This is a genomic window from Arachidicoccus rhizosphaerae, from assembly GCF_900107765.1.
GTDB classification, from domain to species: Bacteria; Bacteroidota; Bacteroidia; order Chitinophagales; family Chitinophagaceae; genus Arachidicoccus; species Arachidicoccus rhizosphaerae.
This window is the reverse complement of the sequence record NZ_FNQY01000001.1, coordinates 397,720-422,475: the sequence shown is the minus strand read 5'-3', so window position 1 is coordinate 422,475 and position 24,756 is coordinate 397,720. Positions and strand designations below refer to the sequence as shown.

At 45.2% G+C, this 24,756-nt stretch carries 11 protein-coding genes; all 11 read right to left on the bottom strand.

What is annotated here, in order from left to right; all coding sequences use genetic code 11:
• Window positions 1-258: 258 nt before the first annotated feature.
• On the bottom strand, window positions 259-1,860 hold the full coding sequence (locus BLU80_RS01575; RefSeq protein ID WP_091392450.1) for a family 43 glycosylhydrolase: 1,602 nt from the start codon (window positions 1,858-1,860) through the stop codon (window positions 259-261).
• Window positions 1,861-3,354: 1,494 nt separating this feature from the next.
• A complete protein-coding gene (locus tag BLU80_RS01570) occupies window positions 3,355-6,507 on the bottom strand; it encodes a DUF4450 domain-containing protein (RefSeq protein ID WP_211481710.1) in 3,153 nt (1,050 codons plus the stop codon).
• A 122-nt stretch (window positions 6,508-6,629) separates the two neighbouring features.
• Window positions 6,630-8,018, bottom strand: a complete 1,389-nt coding sequence (locus BLU80_RS01565) for a glycoside hydrolase family 28 protein (RefSeq protein ID WP_244518660.1) — start codon at window positions 8,016-8,018, stop codon at window positions 6,630-6,632.
• Window positions 8,019-8,273: 255 nt separating this feature from the next.
• Window positions 8,274-9,938, bottom strand: coding sequence for a RagB/SusD family nutrient uptake outer membrane protein (locus BLU80_RS01560; RefSeq protein ID WP_091392446.1), 1,665 nt, complete (start codon window positions 9,936-9,938; stop codon window positions 8,274-8,276).
• A 19-nt stretch (window positions 9,939-9,957) separates the two neighbouring features.
• Window positions 9,958-13,209 carry a SusC/RagA family TonB-linked outer membrane protein gene (locus BLU80_RS01555; protein ID WP_170831101.1) on the bottom strand — a complete coding sequence of 1,084 codons (3,252 nt, stop codon included), beginning with the start codon at window positions 13,207-13,209 and terminating at the stop codon, window positions 9,958-9,960.
• A gap of 501 nt (window positions 13,210-13,710) precedes the next feature.
• Window positions 13,711-14,853 carry an alpha-hydroxy acid oxidase gene (locus BLU80_RS01550; RefSeq protein WP_091392444.1) on the bottom strand — a complete coding sequence of 381 codons (1,143 nt, stop codon included), beginning with the start codon at window positions 14,851-14,853 and terminating at the stop codon, window positions 13,711-13,713.
• 129 nt (window positions 14,854-14,982) lie between these two features.
• Window positions 14,983-16,365: an FGGY-family carbohydrate kinase gene (locus BLU80_RS01545; RefSeq protein ID WP_091392442.1), complete on the bottom strand. Its 1,383-nt coding sequence runs from the start codon at window positions 16,363-16,365 to the stop codon at window positions 14,983-14,985.
• Between the two features lie 9 nt (window positions 16,366-16,374).
• Window positions 16,375-17,649, bottom strand: coding sequence for a sugar isomerase (locus BLU80_RS01540; RefSeq protein WP_091392441.1), 1,275 nt, complete (start codon window positions 17,647-17,649; stop codon window positions 16,375-16,377).
• A 200-nt stretch (window positions 17,650-17,849) separates the two neighbouring features.
• Window positions 17,850-19,970 (bottom strand): bifunctional aldolase/short-chain dehydrogenase, encoded by a 2,121-nt coding sequence (locus tag BLU80_RS01535; protein ID WP_091392438.1) that lies wholly within the window; start codon window positions 19,968-19,970, stop codon window positions 17,850-17,852.
• 54 nt (window positions 19,971-20,024) lie between these two features.
• Window positions 20,025-21,101 carry an L-rhamnose/proton symporter RhaT gene (gene rhaT / locus BLU80_RS01530; RefSeq protein ID WP_091392435.1) on the bottom strand — a complete coding sequence of 359 codons (1,077 nt, stop codon included), beginning with the start codon at window positions 21,099-21,101 and terminating at the stop codon, window positions 20,025-20,027.
• Between the two features lie 102 nt (window positions 21,102-21,203).
• Window positions 21,204-24,143 (bottom strand): glycosyl hydrolase, encoded by a 2,940-nt coding sequence (locus BLU80_RS01525; RefSeq protein ID WP_244518658.1) that lies wholly within the window; start codon window positions 24,141-24,143, stop codon window positions 21,204-21,206.
• Between the last annotated feature and the right edge of the window lie 613 nt (window positions 24,144-24,756).

Below are 24,756 nucleotides of genomic sequence, written 5' to 3'. Positions count from 1 at the left end.
AGCACAAAAAACATACAATTGTTTATTTGTAAACCAAATCTAAAAATCATTCAGCAACCAACTGTCCTGCACTGTCCTGTATGCAGGGCTTTTTTTGAAGAAAAAAACAGTTCTGAAAATAAAAAAACATCCACTACCCCTTTAAAAACAATCGATTGGGATTTGTTGATGAATGTCCATAAAAATGAGGAAAATAAAAAAAATATTCAGGTATTAAGTACCCTAAATAAGAGCCGACCGATGAATCCAGATAGCTGGTTATTCTCTTTTCAAAGAAACGTCATCAATATATAAACGGCTGTTGGCTCGGCCCTTTACCAAAAATCCGATTTCTGCCTTACCCGCTTTAACCATCACGTCCGGTAGCGTAAAGGACTGCCACTGCCCTGTTAATTGCTTTTCATCCAACATAAGGAAATAATTCTTTTCAAAGGATTTGGCATATAGCTGTATCTGACAACCGGCGCAATGGGCTGTCCCTTTGATTTTGGCGCTCAGTCGGTAAAGTCCTGCCGGCAACGGCACCTCTTTGGTAGCAGTAATGACCTGAGCAATCTTTCTTTCAAAATCGACTTTATCACTGATAAGCAGGCTTTTCTCTCCTGTCACCAACTGACGGTCGACTGCGTCATTAAAGTAATTAAGTTGGGGGCTTAAGCTATCTGCAATCGCTACTGCATTGCCCCTGATAATAGTTGTTTGCCAACCCAGTAAATCCAGCTGAACCGGTTTAACCGGGCTTGGAATATGGCGGCGGTCAGCCTCAAAACTTCCGTTTTTTACATAGTTATTTGCAAAGTCCACGGACCAGCTGGCACGACCGGCGTCAAATTGCCAGTCACTCAAAGAATTAAAAACAGGTTGATCGCCGTTAAAGGATAAAGGACACCAGACGTTATATCCCAGGCCGTTACCCGCAAAGTCTGCCCAGCGGTCTCCGCAGTAAATGACGGTCTGTTTACTAGCAGCTTTAACTGTCACAAAAAATCCGGTCTGAGAGACATGCGCATAATCTGACTCCGCGCCTTTAATGACCTGCATATCATTCACCGGCTTATAAGGCCCCCGGATATTATCCGCTATCAGATAATACGCAAGAGAACCGTCCCAGCCATAGAGATTGGAGGCGCACATATAATATTTTCCTCGGTAGGTAAACATACAGTTGCCTTCCCTGCCGGCCCCCTTATAAACTTCGGTGCAATCCAGTAGACCGATTTTTCCATCTTTCACACCGATTTCGGACACATAAATCCGGCTTCGCCCTCTTCCATAAGAATAGATCAAATATGATTTTCCGGTAGCCTCATCAGTAAAGACCGTCTGATCTCCCGTATTGGGCGTGCCTATTAAATTTGTCATATCCAGCTGCCGGTACCAACTAAATTTCCCTGCCGGCTTATCCGCCGTCGCAATCAGCACCTGATTGCCATGTTGCACAAAAAGCGCATATACTTTGAGTTCTTTAATATAGACCACACCCAGACGCCCTACCCAGGTAGGGCGCTGCCTTGAAAGGGCAGCAGAGTCCAATACATCTCCGCAAAACCTCCAGTCTGCCAGATTATCTGACTGGTAGCAGGTAACTGACTGAAAAGTGGCCTTATCCTGCGTTATACTTGGGTTAGCCAGATAAAGATCAGCCTCTTTATAATGTACTCCGTACCAATAATATGTCAGCTTACCGGTTGCAGGATCTTTAAACCTGAATATCCCGCCACCCTGGCTATAAATCGGCTGACCATCCACGGTATACCAAAACCGGTCATTTTGTATAGGACGCGGCTGTGCAATTAACTGTCCGTAGCCAGCAAGCAGCAGTATAAAACTCAATAAGCGAACGACTCCTCCGGCTTTCATTATCTCGATTTTATTGTATCCCGAAAATACATCATTACCCTTTACTTTACCTCTTTGTTGAATGACGCTTTTACTGCTGTAAGGTAATACCCATTATCCTAACAATACCCTCATTGGCAACAGATTCACACTGTTTATCCCCTGGCACAGGGTCAATCTAAAACCGCCGCGCAAAATATTGCCCCTGGTTAGAAATATTAAAATCATCAATGCCTCAGGCACAGTTGACAACGCCCAGCTATATGCAGGGATTGGAAAAAAGCCCGATTACCGGTGTAATGTTTATCAACTGCCATATTAACGCCAAAAAAAGACTTAAGCTTAAGTACGTTAGAGACATAAATCTATCTGGACTGAGTATCGACGGCGTCAAGGGGTAGCCTATTATCAAGGAATAATATTTCCTGCAGCTTTTACAAGAAACCCGTAAAATTAAGTCTTAAGCATTTTAAAAAATATACTGGCCTGCTACTGTCGCAACTACTTTTTATCATGTGTTGCCTGCAGGTCTTAGGACAGCCGAGAATGTCAACGCCTGAATTGTTCAGCCCGAAGATCAGATTGCCCCAGCGATGGCCCTCCATCTAACACTAACATTAAGCGTTTTACTTGCGGGGTTACTTGCGGGGTTACTTGCGGGGTTACTTGCGGGGTTACTTGAGGGGTTACTTGAGGGGTTACTTGAGGGGTTACTTGAGGGGTTACTTGGGGGGAGGCCCCGCTAGCACTGTTTCTAAAAAGAATTGCCCAAAACTCTTCTGTCCGGATAAATTGCAGCAGTGAACCTGGATTTCCAGACTTCCACTCTGTCCCTACAGACCATAACCTGCATACTACCTTTACTATTTTAGTCTCTATGTGCGATTGCGTTAACTAACAACGCTGCCACTACCTCTTTTGGGATTTCATAGCCTCCCGGTATTGATACCTGTCCAGCCCTGGTCTCAATCCGATAATCCAATTTACTTAACACAAATTCCAATGCCTGATCTACTAATTCAAATACCGTCCCCTTAAATACCTTATAGGACGGAATCGGCTTTTCAACAATAGTTCCCGCAAATGATGCGCAGCGAACCTCCGGATTAATGAAGCGCCGCTGAGGCTTTTTACAATGGTTTGCTTCATAGATCCCTCAATTATTTTCCTCTTTTTTTAAGATACCATCCAACCTCAACTGCTTAAAGGTTCTTCCACACTACACCAAGATCATGTCCGTTTACAAAGACTCGCGCTATCACACCAACTCGTCTCAGATCCAACAGAACGTGGTTTGAATGAAGTTTTTTATCCATTGAAAAGGTTTTCGATAAATCGCAGTCCCGGAAAAATACTTAATCCCACGGTTGGCTTTCTTATTCCAGCACTTAGGCTATTGGTTTTGGATGTCTTTTACTAATGGCACAAATAAAAGCCGGCCGGGACGTACCAATAGAAGCATTGAACATCGTCTCAAACCGGCGAATATATTCCCTCAATGATTATTCTGACAATTTATTTTATCAGGGTTACGGCCATCATACCAATAATTACCTGATTGGCCAGGGCTTCCCATTTTATCGAAGCGAGCTCTTTATTCTTATCCAGTGGTATGGAAAGTATAACGCCAGCGCCCCCTTCCAGCACTCTGTTGCTGGCCCGGCTGTCGGCAATACCCATGTCGTGTCCCAGGTTTCTGCTGACGATTCCCCGTTTAAATGAGACTCTATAAGGTCTTGGCGCATTTAACCTAAAGGCAAACCCGTCCGTATAATAGTCTTCCTCTATAGGACACCAGCTATCCGGATTTTGTAAATCCAGAGAATCAACTGTGCCGTCTTTGTAAGAGATCGTCACCTTGCCATTATCAACCCCGTATTGCATATGATCGGTCGTACCTGCCATTAAAAGACAGACCCCGGAGGCGTGACCACTCAGCGGTACTACAGTAGCCGTAGGATAGTTATCCCACTGGGAAGTAAAGGCTATATTATTGCCTGACGCAGCGGTTCTGAACGGAATACCCATGGGTGTCGTAAAATGACCGTCTTTAATCTCTGCACGCAGACCGCTGTCGTCAATATCATAGCTCACCAGCGGCTGACACCAGTCACCAATGCCCTGGGTAGGCGTCTGCAGGGTTGTGTAAGGAGATCTGGGGGACAGGTATTTAGCTTTAAAGATATCCGTTACTTTAGCATTCAGGGCCTGATCTATGTTTACTTCAACATAATCATGCTTTTTTGACAAGTCAAAATCCAGTAGCATGTTATCACTAAAATCCTCCCGGACCCACTTTACCGGGTTCTCAGGTCTCCACCACCAGAGATTACCGCTGGCGACTTTGGTAAAAGTCTGCTCCACCCCGCTGGCGGTGTCCCCACACGCTGCGATTGCCTTCCCGCCCCAGGTAATCTCTATATCATAACCACTGGCTGTACCGCAATCAATAGCCACCAGTGGTCGGTTAATTCCATCTTTCACTGTCCATTTAGCGTCTCTGCCGTTTACTTTCACACTTTGGATCCGGTCAGTTGGCGCGTCAACGGATAAGGTTAACGCCATGACTTCTTTAAACTTAGTATGCACGCTATAACGGTCCGTATGCCCTTGGCGCAAAAACCGATAACCGATTTCTGATTGATCTATAGCGGCAGAGTCCCAATCACTGGGGAAGCCGGGGCGGATCTCCAGCTTTTTATGCAGTCCATCGGGGTAGATACCGAAGAGTCCCTGGACGATATCCTGACTATATACACCAATCACATCACCAAAATCACGGTAGGTCTCTCCCAGCACTGCATCATAGTAACTGATCTGCCCCAGGTTACCCGGGGAGCCTCCCAGATACATTCCGTCCAGGACCGTACTCTTAAAGAGCTTAAAAGCGGCGTCCGACCGACCGGCTTGCCAGTAAGCAAGTGCCGTATTGCCGACTTCGCCAAAAGCCACATTATTCACGCTCCAGACATAAGGCATCCAGCTGGTCGTAGAAATAGTTGCATATTTTTCAATCTTATTTAACCCATCGCTTCTCACTGGAAAATGCGGAATATATTCATCCACATACCGGGTAGCCTGATAAGCCTGAAAAGGTGTCGCGGCACCTTCATTAATGGGCGTATAAACGGACCAGAGGCCCGCATCCGGATGCACCTGCTTACGACCCATAAAATCCCTGTATTCTGCCCACCATCCCTGGCCATTGCCTTTAAGCCAGAGGAGCTCATTCATTGCTTCTAAGATTTTATCCGCCTGCTTTTTAAAAGGCGCCGGATCTTCTCCTATCAGCCCGGCTATTTCTGCAGCCATTTTATTGGCCCTATAATTATAGGCAGAGGCTACGGCAGTTCCGCCGCTGTTGTAGCCCAACGCATCTGAGGCCCAGGTGCCGGCATAGTTATCATAAATACCGTCTCCATCAGCATCCCAGTTTCTGGTCTCCCACTCAATGCTTCTTTTGATAACAGGGAACATCTTTTTCGCATAATCCAGATCGCCTGACCATTGAATATGTGTCAACAGTTCGTCAATGTAAGGCATATTCATATCGTAATGGTGCATCTGGTGATTATTATCAGGAGCCCTACAGATGTAGCCGTTGCTATACATGGGCGACCCCCATATATAAGCACCTCTGGCCAGATGCATGGCCGTGTCCAGTGCAGGCCCAGGGACCGTGGGCGGCACATCTGTCACCTGTGAGGCGGCGTAATTATCAAAGTGAATATCAGAGCGGCCTTTCCAGCTCAGCATATCGCCGGTATAGGCAGCTCTCCAACCAGGCAGCTGGCTGCGCCAGCCAATGGCTCCATGAAGCCATACTTTACCGTCCCAGATGCCGTCAGCGGCCATAGCAATCGTTCCTCCCAGGGTATTGATATATGGATCCGGTGTCATTATTTTAAGCGCTCCGGCAATTTTTGCCCGGCTCTGTTCTGCGGTATTGAACACCGTCTGTCCTTCTTTTGCGGGGAGCAGCAACAGGTTTTCTTTTTCAAAGGCCACGAATACCGGCGCCCTGGCAAGATCGACATCAAAAGTATGCAGCCGCTCGGGATGGACTGGTGCCTCAAAAGCGTCAGCGGGATCCGCTCCCATATCGCCATTGCGGTTAAGTCTTCCCGCCCGTATCTCTGACAGCTGACAGATAAGCTTAGTTCCTGTAGGCAACCCTTGCCCTTCCAGTTTCCAGACCCCTCCTTCCCTGTCATAAAGCGCCTGTACCGCAATATGCAAAACACCTTTTCCCAGGAGTTGATCCTTCAACTCATAAAGCCTTTTACCAGCGATATAAATGGATTTACAGTAAGCGGTAGAATCCAGAGCCACCGATTGCCCTGCAATAACGAGACTGAAACTGATATGATGATTGATTTTCCCGTTATAAGCGGCGAAAACAGGCCGGTCGCTGGTCTCAATTCTAAACTGGGTATGTGTACCGTATAAGGCCCTGGTATACCTGTTTTTGCCATTAATACTGACAAAACCGCCATTTTCGGGATGATACTGCATGGGTCTGACAGCACTCAGATTGCTGCTTTCCCGGACCATGCCGCCAGGCAGGTCTCCGGACTTTCTCTCTACCGTATTTTGCGCCTGACAGCTAAATATCGACCATGTCAGACAAACAGCAGCTACAATAGGTAACCGTAACAAATAAAGCATAAGACGATTGATTTACGGATGCACGAAGGTGCTTCTCTCTTTGAATGTTGGCCAATTATAATGCTGCCATTTATTTGCCTTTATCAGCTTAGGTTTATCACATTAAAACAAACGCCAACTCCTTAAGGCCAACGTTGTCCGTTGATGGTAATATTGCTAGACTGAAAATTCTGAACAAAATCAGGCTTGGTATACTGCTGCTTGGGTGATTTTATTTTTAAATCAGCCAGCGTAAAATCAGAGAGCGTATATTGACTGGAAGAGTCAATATGTATAAATGTCTTGCAGTCGACATCGCAGTCTCTGATTGTCAGGTGCTTGGCAGAAGAGTGTGGCGGTTGATGACCTTTAAGATCAAAAAACTGACGCCAGGCACTGATTTCAAAAAAAGTACTCGGACTGCCTTTAATACCGTATACCGACACATAATCATGCTGCTGAGGAGTGTCGGGACGCATTTTCAGATAAAATACGCGGCCGCCATTCACGGTACAGTTTCTCAAAATCACATTATAGGTAAATACGGATTCACTGCCGAGGGTCAGCGCCGGACAGTTCACAAAAATGTTATCTTCTACAATGATATTTTTATTGGGTCCGTTGTTGGGATCTGTATCTGCGGTAGGGCCTTTGCCCCCTTTTAAACACAGACCGTCATCATTGACGGAAACATAACAGTTTTTGACCAGTACATTCTGGCATACATCCAGATCAATTCCATCGGAGCTTGGGGCTCTGACGGCAAATCCGTTATTGGTACCTGCGGCAATATGTACCCCTAAAATTTTCAGGTTTTCACATTTATAATAATGGGAGGTCCAGAATGGAGAATTTAGCAGGCTGATCTCTGCGATCAATACATCTTTACAGTTAGATACAAAAAGCGTCCTAGGCCGTTGTTCATCCATATTGGTACATTTAGGGTTCCAGCTGCGGCGCAGCCAGAAAGCCTTCCAATAACGCAGCCCGTTACCGTTGACGGTACCACCGCCTGTCAGAGAAAACCCATCCACATGGTCGGCATTAATAATAGCGGCAAAGTATTTTACGGTCTGCCCTTCAATTCTGGTAGAGATCACTTTAAAGTTGGAGATATCATCACTTCCTTTAAGCGTTGCACCTTTAGCAATATAGAGCTTGGTATGCGGTTTAAAAAATAAGGAGCCGGTTTGCACCACGCCCTTGGGAACTACGATGACACCACCACCGGCTGCCGATGCTTTGTCAATCACCGCCTGAATACGCTCCGTTTGCACAAGACTACTGTCTGCCTTAACTCCGTTTTGGTAAACATCATAAGATTTACCTAACTGGCTAAGACCGGGAACATGCGTCTGGGTGAACCATTCGGGAATAACCGTCCCGTCAGGAAATCTGTTTCCCATATTCCCCGTCTGTGCCTGCGCAGGGGTCAGAACCAAAATTGCAGCGCAAAGCATTAAACCAAATGCGACCAATTTTCGGGCAGCACGCTTAAATATGCCTTTCTTGTTTTTTCTTTTTCTCATCATCACTTAATTATTTTGTACGGAATCTAAAGCTTCATCTGCCTACAGTGTTCAGGAAGCTGAATATAATCGACCTACTTAATATACGAAACTTCGATAATTATCTTGTAACCTATCTATGTCCAATTATCCTTATCATTATAAACAGACGATCTTATAGCGATTTATGATCGTTATAAGATCATCTGTTTTCAGAATCTATGATCAGGCTTCTGGATTAATCTACAGGATTAAAACCTAAAGATAATGTCTGAGAAATTAATATCCGGTATTCTGGGTGTACAGACCCGGTTTCACCTGCATCTGGCTCAGTGGAATCGGATAGAGATATCTACCGTCTTTTACATTGGCCACATCCGTACCGTCCGGATTATGATAGCGGTTAAACTTGTCAATAGTAGCCGATTTCCACTCATTCCAGCGGACTTCATCAAACCAACGAACCCCTTCACCCATTAGTTCAACCTGGCGTTCCTGCTTCACAAATGCGAGTGCCTCAGCGGAAGAGGTGGCCGATTCAGATGTACAGCCTGCACGTTCCCGAATTTTATTGACGATGGCCATAGCACCGGCAGGGTCTGTCTTTGACAGAATTTCTGCATACATCAGCATCACGTCTTCGAGTCTTATAATCGGCAGATTTACACCCCAGTCGTTATAATCCTTCATATCCGCTTCGGCATCTAAGGAAACACCTAAATTGGCGATTTTAAGTTTGGACGGCATAAACTTATAGTACATAGTCCGGGTAAATTCATTTACTACAGAACCGTCTGCTAAATGCAGTGTGTCGGTTGTCTGCGTATAGGCCGGGAAGTTTTTCTCCGCAGCATAACCTGTCAGAACAGAATACCCCAGCCCCCTGGCATCATAGTGTGCACTGGTGCCTGTGCCATAGACTCTATCAAACTGATACATTAAAGTCTTATTTATAAAAATCGAGTTCCCGAAGATACGTTGTTCGGTATATGCTATAGGCGGAAGTGCCGGGCTGAAATTAAAAATAGCGGGATTGCCGGAGCCGCCTGTCCGGTACTGGATGGCAAAGATGGAATATTTGTTATAATAATCATCCATAGGCAAATACTGTTTGCGCCATTCAGTGCTGTCTGGTGCCCAGTATTTATTACCATTGCTGGTGGAATAGTCAATAACGGCTTTGAGTTGGGTCTTGGCCTGATCTAAAGCGGCATTATCATTAAAAGGGAACCCAGCTAGCGTCATATAGACCCTGCCCAGCATGGCCTCAGCGGCTATTTTATCCGCCCTACCCGATTTCTCGATAGTCTTGCCCGTATTATCTGTCATCTGATCAGCAGTCGGCAGATTCTCTTCAGCCGCTTTTAAATCCGGTATAACTATTTTATTGATAATATCTGTAGCGCTGGACTGGCCAACGGTTTTCACCTCATCCGGACCCATCTCCTTATCAATCAGGGGAATGTTACCAAATAACCGGGCCAGTTCAAAATAAGCCCAGCCTCTTAAAAAATGCGCTTCCCCCAGATATTGATTCTTGAGTTTGTCATTTGTTCCAAAATCGCAACTGGGAATCCTTGCCAACGCCACGTTGGCGCTGTATATGACTTTATACCACTCATTCCAGACACTGTTGAACGTGGCGATATCATTACCGGCTCTAAAGGTGGCGATCTCAGCATATTCCCTTAAGCCATCTGTTAAGGGGGTTACCCAGGCGTTGTCGGAGCGCACCTCTGACATATACAGAAACTCATCATTGGACAAATTTCTAAGACCTCCGTAAATACCGATGATACCCTGTTCTGACTGCGCAGGGGTCTGGTAGAATCCGTCTGAGCTCAGCAAATTGGATGGTGGGATATTGAGCTCTTTTGTGCAGGAGGCCATCATCAGAGCGGCCGCTGCCATTATTAAAAGTTTGTGATTGAATATCTTTTTCATAATTCATGATTTAATTAGATTAGAAGGTAACATTTATACCCACGGTGCAGATCCTTGGAATCGGATAACCACCGTAGTCCAGCCCAACGGCACTCTGGCCACCGGGAGCAGAACTGGAGGCTGTATTGGCGGCCTCAGGAGAATAACCTTCATAATAGCCATCCCACTTGATCAGATTCTCTACAGATACAAATACTCTTGCATTAGAGATGGCCTTGGTCTTAAAGGGAATCGTATAACCTAACGTCAGATTTTTTACTCTCAGGTAATTGGAAGAATAGAGCCATCTGGAATCCAGCGTAGTTCCGGTAGTGGTGCTTAAGATGTATGGGGTCTTACCATCGCCCGGATCTGACTCAGACCACCAGGCATTACGCCAGCGTCCCATAACATTAGACAGAGCGCCCATGCTGGGTCTGTCAATAGCACGGCCAATAACACCGAAGATTTTACCACCGGTCTGCGCTGTCAACAGAAAGGACAGATCAAAATTCTTATACGTAAAGCTATTGGTCATCCCGTATACAACGGTTGGTGTGGGGCTGCCCAGATAATCCCTGTCATCTTCCTTGGTAAAGATACCATCGTTGTTAACATCCCTATACCTGATGTCACCCGGTAAAATGGTCTTACCTTCAAAAGTTACAGGCGTTCCTCCATGTGCTGCACTATAATCATCAATTTCTTTCTGACTGGTCCAGACTCCAACCGCATCGTACATATAAAAGGTATTGACGGGACGACCTACTTCAAGAATATTGGAGAAATTACTGCCGTCAAAACCGGAGTATACCGGCGTATTGTCAGTGCCCAGAGACAGGACTTTATTGTTGTTGAAAGCCACATTCAGAGATGTATTCCATTTTAATTCACCAGTTGTATTAACAGAATTCAACTCGATCTCAAATCCATGGTTGCCGATAGATCCTAAGTTATCCCAGGTGGTCGTAAAACCGGAGGCGCCGAGTGTAGGTACCTGATAGAGTAAGTCTTCGGTTGTCTTGGTATACCAGTCTAAGGACAACTGTACTCTGTTGTTTAAGAAGCCTAAGTCGGCGGCCAGATCGGTACTATGTGTCTTTTCCCACCCCAGATCTGGGTTACCCAGTGAATTGGCACTATATCCTACTGCGCCACCGTAAGTAAGTGCTGCCAAAGAAGCGTATGCTGCCGTAGAGCTGATGGAGTTATTACCAGTGACCCCATAGCTACCTCTCAATTTAAAGGTGTTCCACCAGCGCAGGTTCATATTTTTAAAGAAATTTTCATTGGAGATAACCCATCCCGCAGATGCTGCCGGGAAAGAGCCCCATTTATTATCTTGTCCAAAAACGGAGCCACCGTCATAACGCAGACTGGCAGATAATAAATACCTGCTGTCATAGTTATAAGAGACACGGCCAAAAGCGGAGTTCAATTTATTGGGGGTCGCCTGTGTGACATTGGAAGTTCCTACTGTCAGCGTGCTCCCATCAAAAGAATATAAAATAGCGTCATTGGGGAAAGGCTTGTTAAAAGACTGATTGGTAGAAAAGCCTGTATTGCTGCTTTCAGTAGATACCCCGAGCATGGCGCTGATGGAGGATTTTCCAATGTTCTTATCGTAATTGGCCAGTGCTTGTAGCAAAGTGTTCCAGGTTCTGGCGGTATTATGCGCCCCGGAGGACTGAGATCCTTCTCCCGACGCCCAGTTGGAACTGGTGCTGGTAAAGGAATAGGTAGATCCGTCCAGGTCATAGTAATTCGTAGAAGCGGACAGTTCAATTTTTAACCCATCCAACGGAGTCGCTCTTAAAAAGGCATTACCCATAATTCTTAGATACTCGTCGTGACGGATATTGGTATTCATAATATAGGTCGGACTGGAGGTCGTGCCTGCCCACAGATATTGAGTATTCGGTTGTACATTCGTCAGATAGCCAACACCAGGCTCAGAGACCGGCGTTGAGGAGAGGACGTGGTGACCTTGTGCATCCTTACCATTCGCCCTTCCCGAACCATCTCTTCTGATAAAGGTTGGCGCAAGTGTCATACCTGCGGTAAGCACCTTATTAATCTTTGACTCCACATTCATCCGAAAAGTAAACCGGTCATAATCCGTTCCGGTAGCGATACCTTGCTGTTTCATGTATCCACCGGAGAATAAATACTTGGTATTATCGGAACCTCCGGATACATTGACATTATAATCCTGTACAGGTGCATTGCGGTAAAACTCATCCTGCCAGTCCAGTAGGTCCAGGCTGCCTGCATCCGGTGTATAACTATGAGCTGATTTAGTGGCGTCGCTTACGTAGTTAAACCAACGGTCGTCAAATACGTAGTTATAGGAGCTGGAACTTCCTTCGGCGATACCTAAATTAGCTAACCTTGTCGCATTGTCGTCCTTGATGGAGGCATCTGTAATACCTTTTGCTGCCGCATCTCTCAGATAAACCGCATCATTATATTTAATTCTGAACTCCATCCATTCTTTGGCACTCAATATATCCAGTTTCTTCTCCAAAGACTGAACACCATAGGTCTGAGAATAAGCAATTCTGGGTTTACCGGTCTTCCCTCTTTTTGTCGTCACCAGAACAACGCCGTTGGAGCCGCGCGACCCATAGATAGCGGCGGAGGCAGCGTCTTTTAAGACTTCAATCGAAGCAATATCATCAGGGTTTAATCCAGCCAGGGTGTTAATGGGGACTCCGTCCACGACATACAGTGGATCGGAGCTGGCATTGACGGAGGCTGCTCCACGCACCCGGATTTCCATATCAGCTCCCGGTTCACCTGTAGTCGTCCTAACCGTCACGCCAGCCAGTTTACCTTGCAGGGCTGATTCTGCTCTGGCCAGGGGACGATCTTTGATGCCCTTGGCATCCATAATAGCCACGGCGCCAGTCAGGTCCGTCTTTTTAACCGTACCATAACCGATGACGACGACATCGTCATTTTTGCTGACCTCATCAGCCAGCATGGTGACTTTAAGGGACGGCCCTGTAACAGCCACTTCCTGCTTTTTATAACCTATACTGTTAACAATCAGCGTGGCCCCTTCAGGCACCTGTATTTCGAAAGCACCGTTGGAGTCTGCGATCTTAAATTCTTGCTTGCCTTTCAGTTGTATAGTAGCTCCGGGAAGCGGCTCGCCTCCCTCCTCTACGACGACGCCTTTGACATCGATTGTTTTGGTTGCCTGCGCCAGCAATGTTGCCGGACTCAGCGCAAACAAGGCGATAGCCACTAGTAGCATCCCTTGTATTAACAGGATTTTCTTTTTCATTGTTAAAAAATTGTGTGTTTGCAACGCGTTAATAAATAAGATAATACAATTCAATTTTTTTGATATGACTTTCTTTAGATGTTGAACCAGTCATAACAGAAATGGTTTACCTAGGAATGGAACATATTTGCAACTCCTTTTAAACCGGCGTTAATGTATGTACATTTGCTAACGAAGATATGTAAGGTTAACACAGAAACTATCCTGTACTATCCTGCTTTTCCACCTAATATTATGCAATCGTTGCCGGGAATTTTACGCAACAATTCTGCGTGTTACCATCCTGCCTCAGATAAAATAAATACAATCAGATAGTTTGAGCAAAAGCCAGTCAATACACGGATTCTCCAAAGTGAGCGAAACAATCTTTTAAAAGCTACAAACCAGCCAACAAAAAGTCCGGCCCAGTTTTTCTGCATTAAGTTTCAGAAAAACAGGGCCGGACTTTCCTTTAAATTTTACCGCAGAACCCCCTTCAAAAGGCGGTTCACGCCGGCATTGTTATTTGACAATAAAGTTTGGAAAATCACGGGTTGATTCACAGCCCAGTTGCACCATCACCTGACGGAGCTGATTTTTAAGGATATTGATGGTGTGTGTGCCGCCACTGGCACCTAAGGCACCCACCCCATACATAAAGGATCTGCCCATAAATGTAAACTCTGCACCGGAGGCCATGGCGCGAGCCACGTCCGGACCGGACCTGAGACCGCTGTCAATCATGACTTTAATCTTATCCTTATAGGCCAGTACACGTTGCAGTGAGTGGACGGATGATTCTGCTGCGTCCAGCTGACGCCCCCCGTGGTTGGAAACGATAATACCGTCCAGCCCCAGTTTCACGACTTTTTCTGTATCTTCTTCTGTCACAATTCCTTTGATAACCAGTTTCCCCTTCCATTTATCGCGCAGCGAGGCGACCTTATCTAAGTTTAATTTGCCATTGAAGGTTTTATTCATAAATAACCCCAGATGATGCATATTCATGCCTTTAGGGATATATGGGAGTAAAGTCTCAAATTTAGGAGTGCCGTGCAGCAGGGTTTTGATGGCCCAGTGCGGCCGTCCCATAATCTGCATCACATTATGCAGGGTCATCCTTGGCGGCATGGATAGTCCGTTTTTAATTTCTTTGGACCGGTATCCAAATGCTGGGACATCACTAAGCAGAACGAGCACAGGACAGTTGTCTGCTGCTCTTTTTAAGATTTTATCCCGCAGATCATCTTCCTGAGGATGGTAGAGCTGAAACCAGGCTCTGCCTTCGGTCAGCTCGGCTACTTTCTCAATGGAGCTGGTCGTCACGGTACTTAAACAAAAAGGGATATTTTGCTCAAATGCCGCCTTGGCCAGAATTTCTGTGGCCCCAGGCCATACGAGTCCTTGTAAGCCGACCGGAGCGATGCCAAACGGGGCGTCATACACGTGACCAAAAAGTTCAGTTTTCATGTCCGGCACTTTATTGCCTGACAGATAATAAGGTAAGAGTTCTACTTCTCTGAGTTCGCTGGTATTTTTATCCAGATTGATCTCTTCGTTACAGGCGCCATCCAGGTAATCAAAGGCAAATCCTGGTATCTTCTTTCTGGCCTTCGCCCTGAGATAATCCACAGAGGGATAATTGGTATTATATCGCGTGTCCATAATAATTAATAAAAGGCGATTTGGAATATTGCAAAAAGTCCGCCTCTTTGCAAATGTAGCCCCAATCACCGGAAGATTTTTGATATTCCTTTAGCTAATAATGATGTTATTAATGCTGTTGCTTCCTTTTCAGTGAATCTGACTTGTTTTCATAGAAATTGCATAAAAAGGCGCTGAATAATATTTCAGGTCAATGATATCATTTGGTAGCTGTCTGTCATTCCAGCTCTCATGAATGGCCAGGGCGGTTCCCAGGGCAGTTGCCTGCGCCATGGAAGCTGCATAGACTTCAATTTCCGGGAAAACAGCCGCCAGCAGGTTCATGTAAATGGAGTTTTTACCAAATCCGCCATCCACAAAAATCTTCTTGGTGATGCCTTTTTGCAAAATAATAGACGTGCTGGTAAACTGCTCGCTGACAATAAACATCAACAGCGCATGATAGGCATGAATAGCGCTGTCAAATTTATCCAGGGAAAGCTCTGCAAAACTATTGGCATTCAGTAATCCGGAGCTGTTTAACTGATTAATCAGGGTCCGGTCATATTCTGCATTTCTTAAAATGCTCATCTCTACCTTAAAATATTCGGCAATGCGGGTAGCCTGCTGCTCATGCTCATAACCGGCAAATAACCTGGACGCCTTGACGGGTGTCCCCTTATAACTGATGTAGCACAGACAGTTGTGTCTCACTTCGTCTTCCGTTAAGGGCTCATCATTAAACGGGTTCAGGCTAATACACCAGGTTCCTGTAGAAATTAAGATAAAGGGTTCACTGAAATTAGCCAGGTAAGGAATCAGGGCCGCGGAGCTATCATGAAGTCCGATACCGGAGGCTACCTGAAACTTGTTTTCACTGGCCGGTAAAGCCTCATCTGAAGCAAAGATCGGTGCCAGCTTTTTATCCAGGCCCTCGTCTATCACCCACTGGTGATAATCCTGTTTGCCCAGATCCCAGAGCTGGGTATGACAACCCAGGCTGGTAATATCTGAATAATATTTGCCGGTAATCAGCGAACTGAGGTATTGCGGCAGATGCAGTGCATAATGAATCCTTTTAAAGAGCTCAGGCTGTTCCTTTTTGATCCGGTATAACTGCAGACCGGAGTTCAGAGAACCGGAAGCCGGAGAAGCGGTTTTAAGTGCCATCTTTTCGGCGCCGCCATAGCTCTGGTATAAGCTTTCTTCCAGCGCTTTAGGATAAGGTTTCAGATAGTTATACAAGGGAGCTATAGGCTGACCTTCTTTATCAATATATACCAGACTGGCTCCGTAAGAGCTGATATTTACAGCTCTTACCTGAAATTTTCTTTTTTTCAGCAGCTCTTCCAGTCCACCTATAATAAAATCCTTTAATTTATTGATGTCCTCGCAGGGAAACCCGTCTTCATCTTTCACTTCGTCAAAGCACTCCGACTTTTCAAAAACGATCCGGTAATGCTCGTCAAACAGAAAGATCTTTTTATTGGTTTTTCCGATATCAAATAATGCGATGACAGGTATTTTGTCCATAATCTGTTTTTACAATCCGGTTGTTTGAGAATCTGCACCTCTCTGTTTAATCAACTGTTCTCTGATACCCAGTTGTCTGTATAAAGAAAGTGGCTGTAAAGCCCCCCCCGCTCTTCTTCTGGCCTCGGCCACCAGTGGCCTTACGTCCGTTCTGAAGGCATTTTGCAGGATTTCCTGTGCCTTTGCGACATCACTGTTTTGTCTGGCCTCTTCTAAGGCCTTTTTATCCACCAGCAGCGCCTGTGCGTAGGCCGCCATAATAGCCTCCACCGACTGTAAGAGGTCTTCCAGCGGATCCTTTACATTGTGAGAAGCATCTATCATCCAGCCCAGATCACTGGCGTGATTCATCCCACGGGCATCCATACCGTCGACCAGCTCATTGAAAATCAAAAACAGCTGGTAAGGTTTGATCGAGCCCGCCGTCAGATCATCGTCACCGTATTTGGAATCATTAAAGTGGAAACCGCCTAATTTTCCTTCATTAAGCAGCAAAGCTACAATCTGTTCAATATTTGCATTAGGCAAATGATGTCCTAAATCAACTAAAGTATAAGCTTTTTTACCCAGCTTGCTGGCGTATAATAAAGATTGCCCCCAGTCTCCTACTGTCGTAGAATAGAAATTAGGCTCAAAGGCTTTATATTCTACAAAGACTTTCCAATCTTCGGGCAGTGCGCTATAAATCTCACTTAGGCTTTCCAGGGTATTATTAAAAGCATTTCTGAAACTTAACTGACCGGGAAAACAGGATCCGTCCGCCAGCCATACTGTGAGCGCTTTGGAACCCAGTTCAACGCCGTGCTTAATCACTTCAATATTATGCTCAATCGCCTGTTTTCTAACGGCTTTATCTACATTTTGCAAGGAGCCGAACTTATAACTTAAAGGCTGTCCCGGCTGATCCTGAAAGGTATTGGAATTGACGGCATCAAACTTAATCTCATTTTCTGCGGCCACTTGTTTAATGGCTGCATAATCCTGAGGAATATCCCATGGAATATGTAATGAAATGGAACCGCTGTTGCGGTTCAGAGCATGCAGCAGGCCGACATCTTCAATTTTTTCTTCGAGTGTCGCTGGTGCACCTCCAAAATGAAAACGGCCAAAGCGGGTACCGCCGGCACCAAGTGCCCAGCTGGGTATCCCAATCTGAAAGGCCATCAATTTCTCTATAATCGCTTCCGCATTATCTATATCTGACAAGAGGTTGGCAAATCGCCTGTTATGGTCCGTTAACAAACCTTCGTTAATGGTTGCAATTTGCTGTTTATCAATACGCATAAGTTTTTCTTTTAAAGAGTTTTTAATAGGAAGATTATTTTGCACAAAGTAAAAATATGGAGCGGGTTTTCACCCGGCCGCCTATTTCCCACTTATTAGGCTGTCCAACAAGATACCCTGTGCAAAATAATACAGTCTCTTTAAACAAGAAACTTCTTCCACCCACTATTCAAAACCATATACAAAACAAAACCTTTATTCTATCTTACAAAAGCCATGGCAACACCGCCATCTACATTCAGGATATTCCCGGTAGACTTATTCAGTAAGCCACCTACAAATGCATAACATGCATCTGCAATATCTTCCGGCAAAATGATCTCATTTAAGAGGGTTCTTTTTGCATAGTAGGCTGGTAATTCTTCCACGGTAATGCCATAAGCTTTGGCACGGCCTTCCGCCCAGCCGCCAGCCCAGATATTACTGTTGGCGATTACGGCATCCGGATTTACGGTATTTACACGAATCTTATCCTTCCCTAATTCTGCAGCGAGCAGTCTGGTCAGATGCGCCTGTGCGGCCTTGGCTGAACCATAACCTGCATTGTTCGGACCTGCAACCACGGAGTTCTTAGAGACGATATTGATAATGTCTCCGCCGATATCCTGCTTGCGCAGTACCGCTGCAGCAGCTTTGGATACTAAAAACTGTCCTTTCACCAGGATGTCATAGAGCTTATCCCATTCTTCAATGGAATGGTCCTCGATGGCTTTAGAGATGCTGATGCCTGCATTATTCACTACGATATCCACGCCGCCGAACGCCAGCGCAGTCGCATCCAGTGCAGCTACAATACTTTGATTATCGGTTACGTTCAACAAGGTAGCCGCGACAGCGTCTTTACCATAGAGTCCTCTAAACTCTTCCACGGCACCCTGCAGTCTTTCTTCATTGATATCATTTAAAATGACACAGGCGCCTTCTTCTACAAACTTTTTGGCAATTGCCTTACCAATACCGCCGGCACTACCGGTAACCAGGGCCACTCTGCCGCTTAAAGCCTTAGGCTTTGGCATACGTTGCAACTTGGCTTCTTCCAGTAGCCAGTATTCAATATTAAACGCTTCCTGTCGTGGCAGAGAGGTATACTCAGAAATCGCTTCAGAACCGCGCATGACATTAATGGCATTGATATAAAACTCAGCAGCCACACGTGCGGTTTGTTTATCTTTAGAGAAAGTAAACATACCAACGCCCGGATAAAGGATTACCACCGGATTGGCATCACGGATGGCCGGACTATTAGGGTGTTTACAAGTCTCGTAATATTCTTTATACATTTTGCGATAATCCTCAAATAAAGGCTGCAGCTTCGCTTTAATCGCCTTTACATCACTTAGGTCTTCTCCCGGTACAAGATTTAATACCAAAGGAGAAATCTTGGTTCTAAGGAAGTGGTCAGGGCAGCTGGTACCCAGCGGGGCCAGTCTGTCCAGATCATTTGAGTTAATAAATTCCAGTACGCGGTCGTCGTCTGTAAAATGACCCAGCATTTTTCTTTCTGAAGAGCAGAACCCTCTTAGAATAGGTGCCAGTGAAGCAGCCTGTGCAGCGCGCTGTTCTTTAGCCAGGGACTCAATTTTCTGACCACCGAATACCGCTTTGTCTTTACCGGTATGCTGCTCGATATAATCTGCACAGCGTTCGATTACTTCCAGGGTATTGATATAGCTTTCATACGCAGTATCGCCCCAGGTAAACAAGCCATGAGATCCCAGCATGATACCACGGATGCCGGGGTTTTCATCCAGACATTGTTTTAACTGCAAGCCCAGGTCAAATCCCGGCTTTTGCCAACCTACCCAACCGATGGTTCCGCCAAATAATTCTTCCGTGATTTTCTTACCGTCTTTGGCTGCTGCGATGGCAATAGCCGCATCAGGATGTAAATGGTCAATATGTTTGAAAGGTAAAAAGCCATGCAGTGGCGTATCGATACTTGGCGCTTTGCTGGCCAGATCATAGATACAATGGTTGAAAAGACCTACCATTTCATCTTCATGTTCAATACCTCTGTAAATATTTTTAAGTGCTCTTAATCTGTCCACATATAAAGCAGCCAGTCCGCTTCTTTTCATGGTACCCAGGTCACCACCGCTACCTTTTACCCACATCACTTCAACTTCATTACCGGTCAGAGGATCTTTAGCAAGTGCTTTACAAGAGGTGTTACCTCCACCGTAATTGGTCAGACGAAGGTCTGCTCCTAATAAGTTTGAACGGTATACCAACAGGGCAACTTCATCTCCCGCCAGTTTAGCAGCCTGGTCTTCATCCCATAGATAGCTAACGTGTTTAAATTGAGTTTTAACTTCAGACATATAAATTTTTATTTATTTTTTTATTTAACGATGCGTTGTTGTTTATTATAATGGTTATTTTAATGAATTGCCATATCCTACTACTAATACAGACACTATAATTAATGCAATACCCGTAATGATGGTCGCGTATGTTTTTTTAGTGACGCCTTTCCATTCTTTGAGTGCCAGCCCCCAGAGATTGGCCACTAAGATGATAAAGGCCATATGCAGAATCCAGGAACTGGGACCATTGCCCATCCTGCTCTCTCCCATCCCATAGAAGAAGAACTGTAGGAACCAGGTGGTTCCGGCCAGTGCGCAGAACAGATAATTCTTAATGAGTGGTGTCTTCTTATTGGTATAATCTCCGAAGCTCTTGTTGCGGGCATTGAGGGCCATGCACCAGATAAAATTCGTGGTCAGTCCGCCTAAAAGGATAATGATGTAAGTGACATTGTTTTGAAACAGAAACTCCCCCTGACCGGTATGCGTGAGTTTCCAGATATCATTGGCCTCATTGGCCATGGATTTACCGGCGTCTATACCGAAAGCAAAACAGGCACTTAATATACCGGAAATAATGGCTACCGTTAAACCGAGGCCTATCTTATATTCTTCCTTTTTCTTCAGTTCGGTATCTTTTTGCAGATCCTTGTCTTTGAGCATCCCGGCCTTACCGCAGACGATAATACCCAGAACACAGATCAAAATACCGATCAGTACGGTCTGACCCCAGGTAGTATGCAACAGATCGGTAAAGGAATCATGACCTGCTGAAGGATAGAAATTGTAATACACTGAAGGAATCAGTGAACCAAATACAGAACAAAGTCCAAGAATTATAGTGCTACCCAGGGCTACACCCAGGTAACGGACGCCTAACCCATAGGTTAATCCGCCTATTCCCCATAGCACGCCAAAAATATAGGTGATGGCGATGGTATGGCTGTCTGCATGGCTGATGATGGCAGTAAAATTAGGTATGGTCAGCCAGGCTGCCAGAAATGGAATAATCAGCCAGGAGAATATACCTCCGGCAATCCATAGTGATTCCCAGGCCCAGCCTTTTACTTTTTTGTAGGGAATATAAAAGCTTCCTGAAGCAAATCCTCCCAAAAAGTGATAAATGATACCGAGTATTAACTGCATAGAGAAGGGTTAGAAGTTTCTATAATTATATTTTTCAAAAATAAACTGATGATCGTTAATGACTATCCTGTGCCATCCTGTTCAAAAAGAGTTCTCTTAACACTAGGGCGTTGTTTTCAACGGGGTCAGAGTAACCGGACCCGCTAATCCTGAGGGCTTTATATCCCACCCAAGTGTAGTAAAGAGGCCGTCTTTGCCTCTGTTTTGTGCGTCATGGGCCGGAAAATTTATATTGTAGAACCTTTTATAAACCAGCCCGTTTTTATCCATATAATGAATTCTGTTGGCCATAAGATTAGATACCCGGATTGCTAAATGATTGTTGTCTTTCAATAATTTGGCATCTATATCCAGGGTAAAATCAGGCCCTATCAGGGTGGCTATTTTTTGCCCGTTTAACCAAATCGATGCATTTTCTTTAACGCTGCCAAGACGGAGTCTATACCGGGTGACGCCACTGATCTGAGCAGGCTTTTTAAAGTCCAGCTCGTAGGTAGCAGTACCTGAAAAATTAAGTGCATTGGTGTCTTTAGTATTTGTCCAATAATCCAAACGACTCATAGTAACTGCTTTAGGAAGCGTAGGACCGCCTTCATTAAAGGTCAGTTTCCAGTTGCCGGTAAGAGCTGTCGCCGGGCCAGCAGGCCTGGTATAAGCGTATTTTTCTCCTTTAAGTTCTTTGTCACTGGTTCTGACAATAACAGACTCCCAGGGGCGAAGCTGCAGAAAAACAGCGTGTCTGCCGCCTTCATTTTTAACATTTGCCAGCCCAGATTTTAACTGCATGGGACTGAATAAAGCATAGGAGCCGGAAGCCGTTGAATTATCCAGATCATCTGCCAGATTTACATAACCTTCAAAACTACTGTCACTGCGGTTATTGATAAAGTAATAATGCCCGTCCTGGTATACTTTGCGGATAAAGCCCAGGCGGCCCTTAACGCCCATTTGCTCTTGTCTGATCCTTGCTTGCTGTAATAGGTCTGCAAGATTGCTACCCAGCAATACGGCGCCTTTTCCAAGGCTCGCCTTTTGTATGCCGCCTGCTGTCGCTTTAAAATTTAAGGAGGCTAATAGCTGACTGAAAACTTTTTGACGCGCATCCAGATCACTTAACCCATTGACGGTCGTAGGTAAATGATTATATACCAATATAGTGGCGCCTGCTTTTGCCAGATCCAATATTTTAGTAAAGCTCTGTTCAGGTATATGGTCTACACCGGATAACAACAAAGTCTGATAATGCCCGCCCGGACTTTTAATAGGCTTGGCTGTATTACTGCCATCAAAACCCAGGGAGGCAATCTGGCGATCTGATATAAAATCAAAACTATAGCCATTTGTATTCATCCACTCTGCATTGGCTTTAAAATCTGTTCCTTCAAAGCCTTTCATGCCGTCATAGTGATTGAGCAGAGAACGGCCTTTTTTAGCGTAGCTGTCAAAAATGGGAAAATATTGCAGGATGTCATTATCCGGCGTGCTGCTTTGCAAAAAGGACTGACAATGCGCTATATACTCATTAAGAGCCGTGAAGTTTTTCCACTGAGGATTGGTTGGCTGAAAATGTACTGCGGCGTAAAATAGCCACCCAGGCCAGGTGGCCTCTAAGGGAGAGTAGGCGACGCCGTGATAGAATACATGGTTTACCCCACCCAGAAAATAAAGGTCAATCGCTTTTTTGACATCGGCCAGAGAAGACAGAAAATGGTCTTGCAACCAGGTGGCTGATTCGGATGAAGTCAGCGGCTTACCCATCACATCAGCGGCAGAAGAGGCAAATTTAAAGCGGAGTTCATCTTCCCCTTCTGTTTCCGGTATATCAACTGCTGCATATAAGTCCAGGATATTGGCCGGAGAACCGTGTGATTGATTGCGGATCAACTTGCCTTTTTGTTGCCCCCAGTTTTGCCAGCCTTTCGTAAAATGCTCCAGGAGCAGTTCTCCGATGGTTTGCCTGTAATCTGACAGAACCCTCAGCGCCTCCGGGCTGGTATTGTTTTTATCCAGCAGTTCCGGTAAATATTGTTTTAGATCATACCCTCTCAGCTCTTTAAAGGCTGAGAATAATCCAGGGGTAAAATCTGCCTGACCGGCAGCATCATCCACTTCATAAGAGTCGTTGAAAAAGCCTCTGAGCCCATCCAACGAGCTGCCGTTAAAGGCCGAGTCAAAATGACCCAGGTAATGACCCAGCGCCGTAGTGGAAAAATGATCGATAACGAAGCCTTCTCCACCAGGAGCTGCCCTTTCTACCATTTTGCCATGCAGTCCCTGAAATATGGCATATACCTGATAACCATCCTCCGGCGCCTGCCAGTTCAGATGACCGCTTTTATCCACCAGGTCAGCTAAATCCGTGGCGTTGCCTTGCCTGTCATAAGCCATCAAGGCCACTAGGGGTATATTTACCGGGAACCGGACCTGATCCAGGGCCCATTTTTGTAAATTATCAATCCCGTTTAGCCGGATCGGATCTTTTATTAAAGAAATATCTACAGCTGGGCGGTGCTCTCCTCTAACCAGCGCCTCCTGCTTAAAAGTGATAGGGGCTGTAATGCCCTGCCCTTTCTGCAGATCATATTTTTTAAATTCCAATGATTTACTGGCATCGGCGTCGGTAACCCAGGGACCTCCGAATGGCCAGCCGGTGGCATTGGCCAGATCGATACCCAGGTCCAGTTTTTTACCTTCGCTAAGTGTATAATCAAACACCTCCATCCATCTTTTAGATAGAAAAGGGATGTTTTTAGACTCTTCACCGTTGACGCCATAAATAGGCGTTACTTCCAGGCCTCCAAGTCCTGCATCCTTATACAGATGCATGACATCGCTGAGTCCTTTTTCACTAACGGCGCTCCCTTCCCACCACCAACGGGCCCAGGGCTTATTTTGACGGGTTACAGCTGGCCAGCTTAATTGGGCATGGGCACCAGAACCTAACATAAGTCCTGCTGCCATCAGGGCGCCCAGACGCTTAAGCCGGATTTTACCGGTCTTACCGGAAAATTGATATTTACTGACACGAATATGCGAAGGCATTAATTGCTTAATTATGGTTTTAATAAACAGAAACTTAATCCGGTTCCAACATAACATTTGAAACACGCTCAAAAACAAGTGAACATTCGTTATAAGTCCACTAGTGCAATTTTAAACCTAAATATTCATTCAACTATCCCGTACTGTCCTGTCCCCTAAGCAAAGCCCTCCCTTATAATCTAATATGTAATTAATAATCAATAGCTTAATGTTCATTTTATACCTTCAATATTAAGATACAAACTTTAGACAGCGCAACTTTGATCATCATAATTCCATTTACTTTATGACATATAACCCATTTAAACATAATGGCAACATCCCCCATTAAGGTGATTTATGCCTCAACTCAGAATAAAAATAAATAACTCACCGTAAAACCCCGCAATAATAAACAGCCGGCTTGGGTTTCATGGTGATACGGAAGAAACATTGACCCTGAATTTTCCACCATTTTGAAACGGTAGGTGCAGTAGCGAAGTGCTGCCATCATAAAAAGCATGACAAGCAGGTTACATGAATTGAACCGGTAGGATTACTAAAATAGTTCCAATGCGACAGGGTATGGCTAGAATCGTTTGCGAAAAATATACCTGTTGCTGCATATGGAATT